The organism is Mycolicibacterium alvei, assembly GCF_010727325.1.
GTDB classification, from domain to species: domain Bacteria; phylum Actinomycetota; class Actinomycetes; order Mycobacteriales; family Mycobacteriaceae; genus Mycobacterium; species Mycobacterium alvei.
This window is the reverse complement of the sequence record NZ_AP022565.1, coordinates 4,306,203-4,320,933: the sequence shown is the minus strand read 5'-3', so window position 1 is coordinate 4,320,933 and position 14,731 is coordinate 4,306,203. Positions and strand designations below refer to the sequence as shown.

Genomic DNA, 14,731 nt, shown 5'->3' with positions numbered 1-14,731 from the left:
AACATGCACATTTCCAACAACGGGACGATCTGAAGAGTTCAGTTGCTGTGACTCAGTTACCTTGACGACGAACAATCGGGAACAAAACCGTCTCCCTAATAGACAACCCCGTCAGCGCCATCAACAGGCGATCCACACCCATTCCGGTGCCGGTCGTCGGCGGCATCGCGTACTCCAATGCGGCAAGGAAATCATCGTCGAGAACCATTGCCTCGTCATCGCCGGCGGCGGCGGCGCGGGCCTGGGCCTCGAATCGCTCACGTTGGATTACCGGGTCGACGAGTTCAGAATATCCGGTAGCGAGCTCGAAACGCCTTATGTAAAGGTCCCATTTCTCGGTCACGCCGGGAATGCTGCGGTGCGCCCGGGTCAGCGGAGACGTCTCCACCGGGAAATCGCGGACGAATGTTGGCGCCCACAACTTTTCACCAACTGTGTGCTCCCAGAGTTCTTCGACCAATTTCCCGTGACCGTAGCCGCGGTCCCGCGGAATCTCGACCTCTAGACGATCGGCAATACGCCACAAGTGTTCGACCGCGGTCTCCGGTGTGATCTCCTCACCGAGCGCCTCCGACAGCGAGGGATACATTTCCAATGTGTCCCATTGCCCGTCGAGATCGTAGATAGTGCCATCAGGCAATGGCACTTCACGAGTTCCGATCGCCTCGTCGGCAACTTCTTGAATAAGTTCGCGGGTGACCACTGCAGAATCGTTGTAGTCACCGTAGGCCTGGTACGTCTCCAGCATCGAGAATTCCGGTGAGTGCGTGGAATCAACGCCTTCGTTGCGAAAGTTCCGATTCAACTCGAAAACCCGGTCAAAACCGCCGACGATGCAGCGCTTGAGGAACAGTTCCGGCGCAATCCGCAGGTACAGATCAACGTCGAGCGCATTGGAATGGGTGATGAACGGCCGGGCCGCCGCTCCGCCGGCCAGGGTCTGCAGCATGGGAGTCTCGACCTCGAGGAAGCCGCGGCGCTCCAGAGCCGAACGCACCGCCCGCACCACCGCCACCCGCTGACGCGCGACACTGCGTGCTTCCGGACGCACGATGAGATCCACGTAGCGCTGACGCACCCGCGCCTCTTCGCTCATCTCTTTGTGAGCAACAGGCAGCGGGCGCAGCGCCTTGGCCGTCATCTGCCACGAATCGGCCAGCACCGAGAGTTCACCGCGCTTGGAGCTGATCACCTCGCCGTGGACGAACACGATGTCGCCGAGGTCTACGTCGGCCTTCCACGCATCGAGCGACTCCTGCCCCACCTGGGCCAGGCTGATCATCGCCTGCAGCTGCGTACCGTCACCCTCCTGCAGCGTCGCGAAGCACAACTTGCCCGAATTGCGGGCGAATACCACCCGGCCCGTGACACCGACCAGCACGCCGGTCTGCGTATCGGCGGCCAGGTCCGGATAGGCGCTGCGCAGTTCAGCCAGAGAGTGCGTACGCGGGACGGTCACCGGATAGGGTTCACGGCCCTCGGCCAGCAGCCGCTCCCGCTTGGCCTGACGAATCCGGAACTGTTCGGGAAGGTCGGCCTGGGACTGGGACGCGTCGTCGCGATCGGCGGGGCTCACAGAATGTGAGCCTAACTTTCCCAGCGCGAGCAGGAGAAATCACCGTGCCGGTTTGAGCCGGCCGCGCTGACTGTCACGGTTGCGCTCGAATACCAACCGCAGGCCGTCGAGGGTGAGGTGGCGGTCGTAATGCTCGACGGTGCGCAGGTCGGGCAACACCAGTGGCGCGGTATAACCGGTCGCCACCACCGCGACGTCGTCACCGGCGAACCCGTCGACATCTGCGCGAATCCGGTTGACCAGACCATCGACCAGCCCGGCGAAACCGAACACCGCCCCGGCCTGCATACATTCGACGGTGTTCTTGCCGATCACCGAACGCGGACGGGTCAGCTCGACCCGGCGCAGGCCGGCCGAGCGGGCTGCGGCGGCATCCGAGGACACCTGCACACCGGGGGCGATCGCCCCGCCCAGGAACTCTCCCTTGGCCGACACCACGTCGACACAGATCGACGAGCCGAAATCGACGATGATCGCCGCGGTGCCGTACTTGTGATAGGCGGCAAGGCAATTCACGATGCGGTCCGCGCCGACTTCCTTCGGGTTGTCGACCAGCAGCGGAATACCGGTACGCACACCGGGTTCGATCAGCACATGCGGCACCGCCGGCCAGTACTGATCGAGCATCAAGCGCACCTCGTGCAGTACCGAGGGCACCGTGGAAAGGGCAGTCGCACCTGTTAGTTCGTCAGTGGCATCACCGATCAGGCCGTCGATGGTGAGCGCCAACTCGTCGGCGGTCACCTCGGACTCGGTGCGGATCCGCCACTGCTGCACCACTTTCGCGTGATCACCCGAACCGGAGATCAGCCCAACCGTGGTGTGGGTGTTGCGGACGTCGATGGCGAGCAGCATCAGCGCGGCGACATCAGTTCCGACACGTCCTCGGGGACGTAGGCCGGATCGTGGCCGTGTTCACCGAGGTCGATCTGCCGGTTGTCCGCATCCACGAACACGATCCGCGGCTGATAGGCACGGGCCTCGGCATCCTCCATCACCCCGTAGGCGATCAGGATGACCAGATCACCTGGGTGGATGAGATGCGCTGCGGCACCGTTGATCCCGATCACCCCGGTGCCGCGCTCACCGGTGATGGCGTACGTCACCAGGCGGGCACCGTTGTCGATGTCGACGATCGTCACCTGCTCACCCTCGAGCAGGTCTGCCGCCTCCATCAGGTCGGCGTCGATGGTCACCGAGCCCACGTAGTGCAGGTCGGCCTGCGTCACCGTGGCGCGGTGAATCTTAGATTTCAGCATGGTGCGCTGCATCAGTTCCTCCAGGGCAGTTCGTGATTGTCGCCGTCACCGACGCGAGGGTGTCCGTCGATTCCGGCGGACGCTCCGATGTCGACAGAGATGTTGTCCAGCAGTCTGGTTCGGCCCAACCGGCCGGCCACCAACAACCGGGCCTGACCTTCGCGCGGTGCGGGACCCAGCATCGGGTCGCGCACTTCGAGGTAGTCGACGTCGATGGCGGGTACCTCGTCGAGCACCGCCCGGGCCGCGTCGACGGCGGCCGCCGCCCCGCCTGCCGCGGCATACTTACCGGCCAGCAGGGCCGCGGACAACGCTCCGGCCTGTTCGCGCTCGTCGGCATCGAGGTAGCGATTGCGCGACGACATCGCCAGTCCGTCCGATTCCCGGACGATGGGCACGCCCACAATCTGCACGTCGACGTTGAGATCGGTCACCATCTGCCGGATCAGCGCCAATTGCTGATAGTCCTTTTCGCCGAAGAAGGCCCGATCAGGTCGGACCACCTGGAGCAGCTTGAGCACGACCGTCAGCACACCGGCGAAGTGTCCGGCGCGCGCGGTGCCTTCCAGTTCATCCCCGGCCGGCCCCGGCTGCACCCTCGTGCGGGGGCCGTTGGGGTACATGTCCGAACCACTTGGGGTGAAAGCGATCTCCACGCCCTCGGCACGCAGCGCGGCCAGGTCCTCGTCGAGGGTCCGGGGGTAGGCATCGAGGTCTTCTCCCGCCCCGAACTGCAGCGGGTTGACGAAGATCGACACCACCACGACCGCGCCGGGAACGCGCTTGGCCGCCCGGATCAGCGTCAGGTGACCCTCGTGCAGCGCACCCATGGTGGGCACGAGGGTGACGCGACGCCCGCTGGCCCGCAGGGCGCGGCTGACGGCGGCGACATCGGCAGGCGCCGAGTAGATGTTCAGCTCACCGGCGACGAACGTGGGAGCGTTGCTGTGGGTCATCCTTGACTCGTTTCAGGGCTGGTTTCCGGTCCGATGTCCGAGAGCACCGCAAAAACGTCCACGGGCGCATGAGCCCGCTGGGCGGTACGCAGTGAATCAGCCCGATACGCCTGGGCCAGTTGGGGATCCAATCCGCGCAGGGCATTCAGATGAGCGCCCACCGCAGCTGCGTCACCACGCGCAACGGGCCCGGTCAGCGCGGCCTGGCCGCGTTGCAGCGCGTTCTCCAGCGCGGCGCGCGCCAGCGGGCCCACGACGCGCTCGGGCAGCCCGCCGGGCGCATCTCCGACGAGTTCCTGACCGAGCAGCTCCTGGCCGCGCAGCGCGGCTCGCAGGGCGTCCACAGCGTCGAGCACCAAGGTGACCAGGTGGTTGCTGGCATGCGCCAGCGCCGCGTGGTACTGCGTCCGGGCGTGCTCGGGGACCCGGAACGGTTCGCCACCGATCTCCAGCACGAGCGACTGCCCGATCGCGTACCCGATCTCGTCGGCCGCGGTGATGCCGAAACACGCATCGGGCAGCCGCGCGAGATCCTCGTCGGAGCCGGTGAACGTCATCGCCGGGTGGATGGCCAGCGGAATGCACCCCTGCTCGGTCAGCGGGGCCAGAATCGCGACCCCGTTGGCGCCGGAGGTGTGCACCACGATCGTGCCGGGCCGTACCGCACCCGTGGCAGCCAGGCCGGACACCAGAGCAGCCAGCTCGGTGTCGGGAACCGTCAACAGCAACAGTTCGGCTCGCTTGGCCACCTCGGGCACCGGGAGGACGGAGCTGTCCGGTAGCCGGCGCTGTGCCCGCAGCCGCGACGCCTCGGAGATCGCGCTGCACGCCACCACCACGTGTTCCACGCGTTCCAGGGCATGGCCCAGCGCGGTGCCCACCCGGCCCGCCGACACAATGCCGACGCTGAGCCTGGCCGGACGCAGACCCTCGGGTGGGGACCACCCGTTTACAGGGGGTTGCTCCATCGCAGGAGACCTCACAGGTTGAATAGGTAACTTCCTCGTTCCGGTCCCGCGTTGCGGGTACCGGACGGTCGTCACGAGACTAGCTCACTCCTCGCGACGTCTGCGACGCCCGCCTTCGACCGGGGTGGACTGGAACCGAGCCAACAGCTCGCTCACCGACTGGCCATCGGCATGGTGCCCGTTCGGCGGCTCGGGCTCGTTGTCGCTGCGGTGCCGGGATGCCCGCCGCGGCGGTTCGGGTGGTTGCGAGGATTCGGTGGCCAACGCCGGGGAGGGCTGGGCGGGCTCGGGCCGACCGGGGTCGGCTGTGCCGGAGTGGCGGCCCCGGGGCGGCTCGGGAGCCGGTCCTGGCGACATGGCGGGCGCCGGAGTCGGCTCGGGCTCGGGTGGCGAAGGAGGGACCGGTGCCGCTTCCGGGGCGCGGCGCCTGCCGACGTACTCGGTAGCCGCACCACTCTGGGCCGGCGGCGCAGACCAGTTGCTGCCCGGCACGCCTGCGGGAATCCACTGCCCCTCGGCGGGGGCGGGCCGCCAGCCTGCGGCCGCGGGTTCAGCGACCGGCTCAGGTGGCGCCGGGGGCTCGGGCAGTGGCGAAGGCTCGGGTTGCGGGGCTTCGATAGTGGGCGACGGCTGCATCGGCGGCATGGCAGGAGGCGGCGGAGGCGGAGCCCAGGTCGACGGGGGCTCGGGCTGCCGACGGGCGGCCGGTTGAGGTTCGGGCCGCGCCGGTTCGGGCCGTGCCGGTTCCGGCTGGCGCCGCCGACGACGCGGCTGGTCACCGGCAGGCATCGGCCGCGATGGCAACCGATGCGCACCGCCGGCGGTCGCCCAGTCATTCTCCGGCGGATGCGGTTCGGCCGGGACGTCGATGATCGGGCTTTCCTGGGTGCGCGACATCCGAATGTCGGTGACCTCGACCGGCGGCACATCCAGGCGGCTGGCCGTGACCCGGCCGGTGGTCCGCACCGCGCTCTTGTCGGTCTCGAGGGCCGGGCGGTGCACCAGGTCGGTGTCGAACAGGATCTCCAGATTCGTCCGCAATGCGGCCAGCTCGGAGCGCAGCGCAGCAACCTCATCGGCGGCCTGCGCGCGCAGTTCCGAGGCGAGCTCTCGACGCAGCTGGGTCTCTACGGTCAGCTCGTACTCCCGCCGCGCCGAGATCTCGCGATCCAGCTGCAGGTCGTAGACGAATTTCAGATCACGGGCCTTGGCCTGGTCCAGGTCACTCTGACGCCGGTAGATCACGGAGACGAACGCCGCCACGACGGCAGCCCACAGGGCCAGGATGACAGCGAGTTTCAGCAACTCGACGCGATCGGTGAACACCAATGCGGAACTGGCCAGAATGGCCAGTACCAGCAATACCGTTAAGAGCAGCCAGCCTGGCCTTCGGCCGCCGCGCCGTGGCCGACCACCCCGGGGCAGAACGGACATGCGCCGACTGTACCCGTCACGGGTCATCCAGCCTGGTGACCGCTGCGGCGATTCGGCCAACTACCTGGCCTACATCGTTCACTCGGTCGCGGCATCACCGTTGTCCGGCGGTTCCCCGGGAGATTTGCAGCAATGCTGTAACCACACCGCCGCGACGATCAACGCCAGGGCACTGATCGCAGCCACCACCGCGCCGGGAGTGTCCTCGCCGGCCACCCTCAGATCGCCGCGCCGGGGCAGCAGGTACAGAAGCACCCCGATCCACCAGCCCGCCACGATGGCGCCGACCCAGGCCGAGGCCTTGCCGACGACGACCGACCGGGCCACCGTCAGCGGATGCAGTCGGCCGGCACCGACCCCGATCTGTCCGTCGTTGATCTTGGCCCGCACATAGAACGCCCAGCCCGCTTCGAGGATCGCGCCCGCCAGCAATGAGAGGCCGGTCCAGATCGTGAGCGGCGGGAACCACTTGTAGAGCCCCCCGACCAGCATGTAGCCGACGATGGCGACGACGGCCACCGCGCCGGCCAGGTCACGTTTTCGGGTCGGGCCCATCAGTCGGCCGCCGCTTCGGTGCGCAACGTCAGCGTCAGATCGGTGCGCCTGACCCCGGTTCGTTCGGCCGGGTCGATCTCCTCCAGGAGGTGCGCAACCCGGCGAGACCGGCCGACGACCGTCAGCGTGGCATCCGGATCCACCGCCAACCAGGGGATCAACACGAATGCCCGCAGGTGCGCCAACGGGTGCGGCAACGTCAGGTCGTCATCACGGGACTGCACCTCGACATCGTCGTCGTGGCAGGTGACCAGGTCGACGTCGAGAGTGCGCGGGCCCCACTTCTGCTCCCGGACCCGGTCCGCGGCCTGTTCCAACTCCTGGCCGCGTCGCAGCCAGCCGTGTCCGTCGAGGCCTGGATCATCGGCGATCAGTACCGCGTTCAGGAACGGACTCTGCTCGACTCCGCCCCAGGCGTCGGTCTCGAACACCGGCGACACCGCCCGGACCGCACTGCCCAGGCCGTCGACCACCGACTGCAACCGGGCCAGCCGGTCGCCGATATTCGATCCGATCGAAAGGACGGTCGAGGTCACGTGGAGGTCCCTCGTCGGGACCGCCGGGCCACGACCGCGACATCATCGAAGGTCAGCGGAATCGGGGCGCTCGGCTTGTGCACGACAACCTCGACCGCGTGCAGGCGCTCGTCGGCCATGATGGCGTCGGCGATCTCGGCCGAGACCGTCTCGATCAGATTCCGCGGCGGGCCCGCGACGATGTCTGCGGCCCGCTGGGCCAGTGCGCCGTAGTCGAGAGTGTCGGCGAGATCGTCGGTGGCTGCCGCCCGGCGTAGGTCCACCCATGCCGTGATGTCCACGACGAACTCCTGGCCGTCGCGGCGCTCGTGGTCGAACACGCCGTGGTTGCCACGGACCCGTAAGCCGCGCAACTCAATTCGATCAGCCAACCCGACCTCCAGATTTCCAGGCTTCCAGTACGGCGAGCGCGTCGACCGACGCCACCACATCGTGGACCCGAACACCCCAGGCTCCGTGCTGGGCAGCGAGCATGGAGATCACCGCGGTGGCGGTCTCCCGGCCGTCCGGTGGGCGCACGGTCCCATCCGGCCCGGCCAGCAACGCACCCAGAAAGCGCTTGCGTGACGCTCCGACCAGGACCGGGATCCCGGTCTCGACGAGTTCGGGCAGCGCATGCAGAAGGGCCCAATTGTCCTGCGCGGTCTTGGCGAATCCCAGTCCCGGATCGATGATCAGCCGTTCCGGGGTCACGCCCGCAGCGACCGCGGCGTCGACCGCTGTCAGCAGTTCAGCCCGGACCTCGGCCACCACATCGCCGTAACCCGGAGCGCGGTGCGGTTGCTCGGCGCCGACCGAACGCCAGTGCATCAGGATCCAGGGCACGTTCGCCTCAGCGAGCAGCGGCGCCATGTTCGGGTCTGCCAGACCACCGGACACGTCGTTGACGATCTGCGCGCCGCTGTCCAGGGCCACCTTCGCGACATCGGCGTGCATGGTGTCGATGCTGACCGTGATGCCTTGGGAGGCAAGCGCTTCGATGACCGGGGCGACCCGGGCCGCCTCCACCGCAGCGTCGACGCGCACCGCACCCGGGCGAGTCGATTCCCCGCCCACGTCGATGATCGCGGCCCCCGCGGCGGCCAGTGCCAACCCGTGTTCGACGGCGCGGTCGCGGTCGATGAACTTGCCGCCGTCGGAGAAGGAATCGTCGGTGACGTTCACAACTCCCATGACCTGCAAAAGGGTGGGCTTCACTTCCGCAGGATAAGTTCCAGCGCCTCGGCCCGGGATGCCTTGTCGGTCTTGAACTGTCCCCGCACCGCTGAGGTGGTGGTGACCGCGCCCGGCTTCCGGACGCCACGCATGGCCATGCACAGGTGCTCGGCCTCGATCACCACGATGGCTCCGCGCGGATCGAGCTTGCGCATCAGCGCATCGGCGATCTGGGCGGTCAGGCGTTCCTGCACCTGCGGGCGCTTGGAGTACAGGTCGACCAGTCGGGCGATCTTCGATAGACCGGTCACCCGGCCGTCCACACCGGGGATGTATCCGACGTGCGCCACCCCGTGGAACGACACCAGGTGGTGCTCGCAGGTGGAGTACATCGGGATCTGCTTGACCAGCACGAGCTCGTCGTGTCCCTCGTCAAAGGTGGTGTTGAGCACTGCGTCCGGGTCCGTGTAGAGACCGGCCATCAGCTCTTTGTACGCACGCGCCACGCGGGCCGGGGTATCCAGCAGACCCTGACGATCGGGGTCCTCACCGATGGCGATAAGCAGCTCACGCACGGCCGCCTCGGCACGCGGTTGGTCGAACACCCGCGTGGCCGTATCGGTGTTGTTGTGATGCTCGCGCAGCGACTGCGACATCGACGCCTCCGTTCTCAGGTCAGCCGTGGGCCGGTGGGTTGGACCGGTCGGTCCGCTCAGGAGCAGAACCCCGATCCTGGCCCGCCCCCTCGGCCGGATCGGGTTGACCTGGATGAGGATAGGGCTGGTACGGGTACGGCTGGGGCTGCTGCCATCCCGACGGATGCGGCGGCGGGTACCAGTGGCCCTGCTGTTGCTGCGGCGGCTGGTATCCCGGCTGCGGCGGCTGGTATCCCGGCTGCGACGGCGCGGGCGGCCATCCCGGGGCGTGCCAGCCGGCCGGCGCGCCGTAGTCGGGCTGGGTCGAGCCGTTCTGGTTCGACCCGTTCGGCGGGGCGCCGTTGGTCCCGGCAGCGTTGGTCTCGTTCGCCGCCTCGGCCTCGCGGCTGGCGGCGGCGATGGCGGCCTTGAACGCCGGCTCGGGCACCGGCGGCGGCCACGGCTCACCGCGTTCGATGGCGATCTCGCCCGGAGTCTTGATCGGAGGCTTGTCCGACGGCACGCGGCCACCGAAGTCGTCGAACACGGTCAACCGGGGACGCTTCTTCACGTCACCGAAGATGGCCTCCAGCTCGACGCGGTGCAGCGTCTCCTTCTCCAGGAGCTCACCGGCCAGGGTGTCGAGCACGTCGCGGTACTCGGTGAGGATCTCCCACGCCTCGGTGTGGGCGGCCTCGATGAGCTTGCGGACCTCGTCATCGATGTCCCGGGCCACCTCGTGGCCGAAGTCGGCCTGGGTGCCCATGGTGCGGCCCAGGAACGGATCACCGTGCTCGGTGCCGTAGCGCACGGCCCCCAGCTTGGTACTCATGCCGTACTCGGTGACCATCGCGCGGGCGATCTTGGTGGCCTGCTCGATGTCGGACACCGCACCCGTGGTGGGCTCGCGGAAGACGAGCTCCTCGGCGGCGCGACCACCCATGGCGAACACCAGCCGGGCGATCATCTCCGAGCGGGTCATCAGGCCCTTGTCGTCCTCGGGCACCGCGACGGCGTGGCCGCCGGTGCGCCCGCGGGCCAGGATGGTCACCTTGTAGATCGGCTCGATGTCGGGCATCGCCCACGCAGCCAGGGTGTGGCCGCCCTCGTGGTAGGCGGTGATCTTCTTTTCCTGCTCGCTGATGATGCGGCCCTTGCGACGCGGGCCGCCCACCACGCGGTCGACGGCCTCTTCCAGCGCGGCACCCGTTATGACGGTGCCGTTCTCGCGGGCGGTCAGCAGCGCGGACTCGTTGATGACGTTGGCCAGATCTGCGCCGGACATGCCGACGGTGCGCTTGGCCAGGCCGTCCAGATCGGCGTCGGGGGCGATGGGCTTGCCCGCCGAGTGCACCTTGAGCACCGCGCGACGGCCGGCCAGGTCAGGATTGGACACCGGGATCTGGCGGTCGAAGCGGCCGGGCCGCAGCAGGGCCGGGTCGAGGATGTCGGGCCGGTTGGTGGCCGCGATGAGGATGACGCCCTGGCGGTCGCCGAAGCCGTCCATCTCGACCAGCAACTGATTCAGCGTCTGTTCGCGCTCGTCGTGACCGCCGCCCATGCCGGCACCGCGCTGGCGGCCCACGGCGTCGATCTCGTCGACGAAGATGATGCACGGGCTGTTCGCCTTGGCCTGCTCGAACATGTCACGCACGCGGGAGGCGCCGACGCCGACGAACATCTCGACGAAGTCCGAACCCGAGATCGTGAAGAACGGCACCCCGGCCTCACCGGCGACGGCGCGGGCCAGCAGGGTCTTGCCGGTTCCGGGCGGGCCGTAGAGCAGGACGCCCTTGGGGATCTTGGCGCCCAGCGCCTGATACCGGCTCGGGTTCTGCAGGAAGTCCTTGATCTCGTAGAGCTCCTCGACCGCCTCGTCGACGCCGGCAACGTCGGCGAACGTGGTCTTGGGCATGTCCTTGCCCAGCTGCTTGGCCTTCGACTTGCCGAAGCCGAATCCCATCCGGCCGCCGCCCTGCATCCGGGAGAACATCACGAACAGCCCGACCAGCAGCAGCAACGGCAGCATGTAGATCAGCATCGAGCCGAGGAAGCTGCCCTGGTTGACGGTGGTGCCGAACTTCACGTGCTTGGCATCGAGCTGGTCGACGAGCTTCACCGCATAGCCGGTCGGGTACTTCGTGATGACCTTGTCGCTGTTCTCGGTCTCGTCCTTGCCGCTCTTCAGGTCGAGTCGCAGCTGTTGCTCGCGGTCGTCGATCTGGGCGCTGTTGACGTTGTCGGCATTGATCTGGGCCACCGCCACCGAGGTGTCGACGGGTTTGTAGCCGCGGGTGTCGTCGCTGAAATAGAAAAACGACCAGCCCAGCAACAGCACGACCGCGATCACGGTCAGCGTACGGATCACATTTTTGCGGTTCATCGATCACTCGGCCGAGTTCGGCCCGGTCCTTCCAACGTGCGCAGTTGAGACAATCAAGGCTACCGCTAGACCAACGTCCGGCAGTTCCCGACGGTATCTAGCCGACACCGGACCGGTGTGCTTGGGTGAGATCGTGCTCACACCGACCGAGCGGTTAGTCGATACCAATGGCGTGACGTTGAAGGTGACCGAGGCGGGTGAGCACGGAAATCCGGTGGTGGTGCTGGCCCACGGGTTCCCCGAGCTGGCCTATTCGTGGCGGCACCAGATCCCCGCGCTCGCGGCGGCCGGCTATCACGTCCTGGCCCCCGACCAGCGCGGTTACGGTGGCTCGTCGCGGCCCGAGGGCATCGATGCCTACAACATCGTGGAGTTGACCGCCGACATCGCGGGTCTGCTCGATGATGTCGGCGCCGAGCGGGCGGTGCTGGTCGGCCACGACTGGGGTTCGCCGGTGGCGACCAACTTCCCGTTGTTCTACCCGGAGCGGGCCGCGGCGGTGGCCGCGCTGAGCGTGCCGCCCATCCCCCGGGCCTCGGCGCCCCCGACGCAGATCTGGCGCAAGATCTTCGGCGACAACTTCTTCTACATCCTGTATTTCCAGGAACCCGGGGTGGCCGACGCCGCGCTGGGGGCCGACGTGCGCGAGTCGATGCGGCGGATGATCGCGTTGGAGGGCTTCGGCGGACCGCCCGAGAGCATGGTCGACCGCCCGCTGCCACCACTTCCGGACTGGATCACCGCTGACGAGTTCGAGCCCTACGTGCAGGCGTTCACCGAGACCGGGTTCACCGGGCCGCTGAACTGGTACCGCAACTTCGACCGGAACTGGGAGCTCACCGACCCGGCCTCAGGTCGAACACAGGCCCAGACCATCGACGTCCCGGTGCTGTTCCTGGCCGGGGCCGCCGACCCGGTGCTGAGCTTCACCCCCCGGGACCGGGTGCGGGACGTGGCCACCGGCGACTACCGCGAGGTGCTGCTCGACGGCGCCGGACACTGGTTGCAGCAGGAACGGCCCGACGAGGTGAACACAGTGCTGTTGGAATTCCTGGGAGGCCTCAAATGAGTCCGTTGAATTTCGGTGTTTTCATCACGCCGTTTCACCCGGTCGGCCAATCCCCGACCACCGCACTGCAATACGACATGGACCGGGTAGAGGCGCTGGACCGGCTCGGTTACGACGAGGCCTGGTTCGGCGAACATCATTCCGGCGGTTACGAACTCATCGCCTGCCCCGAGGTGTTCATCGCCGCCGCGGCCGAGCGGACCAGACACATTCGACTGGGCACCGGCGTGGTGTCGCTGCCGTATCACCACCCGCTCATGGTGGCCGACCGTTGGGTGTTGCTCGACCATCTCACCCGCGGCCGGGTGATGTTCGGAACCGGGCCGGGTGCGCTGCCGTCGGACGCCTACATGATGGGTATCGACCCGGTGGACCAACGGCCGATGATGCAGGAGTCCCTCGAAGCGATCCTGGCGTTGTTCCGGGCCGCACCCGGCGAGCGGATCAACCGCAAGACCGACTGGTTCACCCTGCGCGACGCTGCGCTGCACATCCGCCCCTACACCTGGCCCTATCCGGAAATCTCCACCGCAGCAATGGTTTCCCCGTCCGGACCGAGACTGGCCGGAACCTTGGGCACGTCACTGCTGTCGCTGTCGATGTCGGTCCCCGGTGGCTACGCAGCCCTGGAAACCACCTGGGACACCGTGCGCGAACAGGCCGCCAAGTCCGACCGACCCGAACCGGACCGGGCCAACTGGCGGGTGCTGGGCGTCATCCACCTCGCCGATACCCGCGAGCAGGCCATCGAGGACTGTACCTACGGCCTGCAGGACTTCGCCAACTACTTCGGTGCAGCCGGATTCGTCCCGCTCTCGGACAAGACCGAGGACACCGGGACGCCATATGAGTTCGTGGAAAACTATGCCTCCAAAGGCAATTGCTGCATCGGCACCACCGACGACGCGATCGCCTACATCCAGGACCTGCTGGACCGCTCCGGCGGGTTCGGCACCTTCCTGCTCCTCGGCCACGACTGGGCACCACCGGCGGCCACCTTCCATTCTTACGAACTGTTCGCCCGTGAGGTGATCCCGCACTTCAAAGGTCAACTCACCGCTGCGCGGGCATCGCACGAGTGGGCCAAGGGCATGCGGGATCAACTGCTGGGGCGCGCCGGGCAGGCCATCGTCAATGCGATCACCGAAGCAGTCACCGAGGACACCGCCGAGGGGAAGGCATGATGCGCGCCGCGGTGCTGAGCGACGGGCGGATGATCGTCCGCGATGACCTGCCCGAACCGGTGCCCGGCCCCGGGCAGGTGCTGGTCGAGGTGAAGGCCTGCGGAATCTGCGGCTCCGACCTGCATTTCGCCACCCACGGCGCCGACATGCTGGCCGCGAGCGCCGATCTCGAAGGCATGCCCGACATGGACATCGACCTGGCCGGCGATGTCTACATGGGACATGAGTTCAGCGCCGAGATCCTCGACGCCGGACCCGGCACCGAGGCGCCTGCGGCGGGCACCCTGGTCACCTCGGTACCGGTGCTGATCTCGCCCGGCGGGATCGACGCGATCGTGTACAGCAATACCACCGTCGGCGGCTACGCCGAGAAGATGCTGTTGTCGGCGCCGCTACTGCTGCCGGTACCCAACGGCCTGAGCGCCGCACACGCCGCGCTCACCGAACCGATGGCCGTCGGCCTGCATGCGGTCAACGCGTCGCGCATCGAGCCCGGCGAGGCGGCGCTCGTCGTCGGCTGCGGCCCCGTCGGCATCGCCATCATCGCCGCACTGAACCTCCGGGGAGTGAAAACCATTGTGGCGTCGGACTTCTCCCCCACCCGACGGGCACTCGCCACCACCATGGGCGCCCACCTCACGCTGGATCCGGCCGCGGATTCGCCGTTTCATCAGTGCCAGCCCGCGGTGGTGTTCGAGGCGGTCGGCGCCCCCGGAGTCATCGACGACATCCTGCGCCGCGCACCCGCGGGCATCCGGCTGGTGGTCGCCGGGGTCTGCATGCAGCCCGACACCGTCCATCCGTTCTACGCGGTCACCAAACAGATCAACATCCAGTTCGTCTTCGGCTACGACCCCACCGAGTTCGCAAACTCGTTGCGCGCCATCGCCGAGGGTGAGATCGACGTCGCCCCGATGATCACCGGGACGGTGGACCTCGACGGCGTGGGCACCGCGTTCGACGAGCTCTCCTCCCCCGACCGACACTGCAAGATCCTGGTGACGCCCTGACGTCCCGGTAG

General features: G+C 67.6%; 15 protein-coding genes. 3 read left to right on the top strand and 12 right to left on the bottom strand.

The window, feature by feature from the left end; translation table 11 throughout:
• Positions 1 to 52: 52 nt before the first annotated feature.
• The 12 genes from lysS to ftsH form a co-directional block, all read right to left on the bottom strand.
• On the bottom strand, positions 53 to 1,576 hold the full coding sequence (lysS, locus tag G6N44_RS20615) for a lysine--tRNA ligase (RefSeq protein WP_163666986.1): 1,524 nt from the start codon (positions 1,574 to 1,576) through the stop codon (positions 53 to 55).
• A gap of 39 nt (positions 1,577 to 1,615) precedes the next feature.
• Complete coding sequence (locus tag G6N44_RS20610; RefSeq protein WP_163666984.1) at positions 1,616 to 2,431, bottom strand: type III pantothenate kinase; 816 nt, start codon at positions 2,429 to 2,431, stop codon at positions 1,616 to 1,618.
• The gene (panD, locus tag G6N44_RS20605; protein ID WP_163666982.1) at positions 2,431 to 2,847 is read right to left on the bottom strand and encodes an aspartate 1-decarboxylase; all 417 of its coding nucleotides are present in this window, start codon (positions 2,845 to 2,847) and stop codon (positions 2,431 to 2,433) included. The genes G6N44_RS20610 and panD overlap by 1 nt, the downstream gene beginning before the upstream one ends.
• Entirely contained in the window at positions 2,847 to 3,791 is a 945-nt protein-coding gene (panC, locus tag G6N44_RS20600; RefSeq protein ID WP_163666980.1) for a pantoate--beta-alanine ligase, read from the bottom strand. The genes panD and panC overlap by 1 nt, the downstream gene beginning before the upstream one ends.
• Positions 3,788 to 4,759 (bottom strand): Rossmann-like and DUF2520 domain-containing protein, encoded by a 972-nt coding sequence (locus G6N44_RS20595; RefSeq protein ID WP_163666978.1) that lies wholly within the window; start codon positions 4,757 to 4,759, stop codon positions 3,788 to 3,790. The genes panC and G6N44_RS20595 overlap by 4 nt, the downstream gene beginning before the upstream one ends.
• 84 nt (positions 4,760 to 4,843) lie before the next feature.
• Positions 4,844 to 6,193 (bottom strand): DUF6779 domain-containing protein, encoded by a 1,350-nt coding sequence (locus tag G6N44_RS20590; protein WP_179964420.1) that lies wholly within the window; start codon positions 6,191 to 6,193, stop codon positions 4,844 to 4,846.
• A 78-nt stretch (positions 6,194 to 6,271) separates the two neighbouring features.
• Positions 6,272 to 6,748: a DUF3180 domain-containing protein gene (locus G6N44_RS20585; protein ID WP_163666974.1), complete on the bottom strand. Its 477-nt coding sequence runs from the start codon at positions 6,746 to 6,748 to the stop codon at positions 6,272 to 6,274.
• Positions 6,748 to 7,284: a 2-amino-4-hydroxy-6-hydroxymethyldihydropteridine diphosphokinase gene (folK, locus tag G6N44_RS20580; protein ID WP_163666972.1), complete on the bottom strand. Its 537-nt coding sequence runs from the start codon at positions 7,282 to 7,284 to the stop codon at positions 6,748 to 6,750. The genes G6N44_RS20585 and folK overlap by 1 nt, the downstream gene beginning before the upstream one ends.
• A complete protein-coding gene (folB, locus tag G6N44_RS20575) occupies positions 7,281 to 7,655 on the bottom strand; it encodes a dihydroneopterin aldolase (protein ID WP_163666970.1) in 375 nt (124 codons plus the stop codon). The genes folK and folB overlap by 4 nt, the downstream gene beginning before the upstream one ends.
• Positions 7,648 to 8,457, bottom strand: a complete 810-nt coding sequence (gene folP / locus G6N44_RS20570; RefSeq protein ID WP_163670191.1) for a dihydropteroate synthase — start codon at positions 8,455 to 8,457, stop codon at positions 7,648 to 7,650. Before folP ends, folB begins: the two co-directional genes overlap by 8 nt.
• A gap of 20 nt (positions 8,458 to 8,477) precedes the next feature.
• Entirely contained in the window at positions 8,478 to 9,095 is a 618-nt protein-coding gene (gene folE / locus G6N44_RS20565) for a GTP cyclohydrolase I FolE (RefSeq protein WP_163666968.1), read from the bottom strand.
• Between the two features lie 19 nt (positions 9,096 to 9,114).
• Positions 9,115 to 11,457, bottom strand: coding sequence for an ATP-dependent zinc metalloprotease FtsH (gene ftsH / locus G6N44_RS20560; RefSeq protein WP_163666966.1), 2,343 nt, complete (start codon positions 11,455 to 11,457; stop codon positions 9,115 to 9,117).
• 133 nt (positions 11,458 to 11,590) lie between these two features.
• Here ftsH and G6N44_RS20555 point away from each other — a divergent pair, with 133 nt between their 5' ends.
• From G6N44_RS20555 to G6N44_RS20545, 3 genes are read left to right on the top strand one after another with little or no spacing between them, the layout of a single operon-like run.
• Positions 11,591 to 12,526, top strand: a complete 936-nt coding sequence (locus G6N44_RS20555) for an alpha/beta fold hydrolase (protein WP_170309414.1) — start codon at positions 11,591 to 11,593, stop codon at positions 12,524 to 12,526.
• A complete protein-coding gene (locus tag G6N44_RS20550) occupies positions 12,523 to 13,710 on the top strand; it encodes an LLM class flavin-dependent oxidoreductase (RefSeq protein ID WP_163666962.1) in 1,188 nt (395 codons plus the stop codon). The genes G6N44_RS20555 and G6N44_RS20550 overlap by 4 nt, the downstream gene beginning before the upstream one ends.
• Positions 13,710 to 14,720 carry a zinc-binding dehydrogenase gene (locus G6N44_RS20545; RefSeq protein WP_163670190.1) on the top strand — a complete coding sequence of 337 codons (1,011 nt, stop codon included), beginning with the start codon at positions 13,710 to 13,712 and terminating at the stop codon, positions 14,718 to 14,720. The genes G6N44_RS20550 and G6N44_RS20545 overlap by 1 nt, the downstream gene beginning before the upstream one ends.
• Positions 14,721 to 14,731 lie beyond the last annotated feature (11 nt).

Coding starts and splice junctions, on each gene's coding strand:
- G6N44_RS20610 (WP_163666984.1), bottom strand. CDS start 2,431: ATGCTGCTCGCCATCGACGTCCGCAACACCCACACCACGGTTGGGCTG.
- panD (WP_163666982.1), bottom strand. CDS start 2,847: ATGCAGCGCACCATGCTGAAATCTAAGATTCACCGCGCCACGGTGACG.
- panC (WP_163666980.1), bottom strand. CDS start 3,791: ATGACCCACAGCAACGCTCCCACGTTCGTCGCCGGTGAGCTGAACATC.
- G6N44_RS20595 (WP_163666978.1), bottom strand. CDS start 4,759: ATGGAGCAACCCCCTGTAAACGGGTGGTCCCCACCCGAGGGTCTGCGT.
- G6N44_RS20590 (WP_179964420.1), bottom strand. CDS start 6,193: ATGTCCGTTCTGCCCCGGGGTGGTCGGCCACGGCGCGGCGGCCGAAGG.
- G6N44_RS20585 (WP_163666974.1), bottom strand. CDS start 6,748: ATGGGCCCGACCCGAAAACGTGACCTGGCCGGCGCGGTGGCCGTCGTC.
- folP (WP_163670191.1), bottom strand. CDS start 8,457: ATGGGAGTTGTGAACGTCACCGACGATTCCTTCTCCGACGGCGGCAAG.
- folE (WP_163666968.1), bottom strand. CDS start 9,095: ATGTCGCAGTCGCTGCGCGAGCATCACAACAACACCGATACGGCCACG.
- ftsH (WP_163666966.1), bottom strand. CDS start 11,457: ATGAACCGCAAAAATGTGATCCGTACGCTGACCGTGATCGCGGTCGTG.
- G6N44_RS20550 (WP_163666962.1), top strand. CDS start 12,523: ATGAGTCCGTTGAATTTCGGTGTTTTCATCACGCCGTTTCACCCGGTC.
- G6N44_RS20545 (WP_163670190.1), top strand. CDS start 13,710: ATGCGCGCCGCGGTGCTGAGCGACGGGCGGATGATCGTCCGCGATGAC.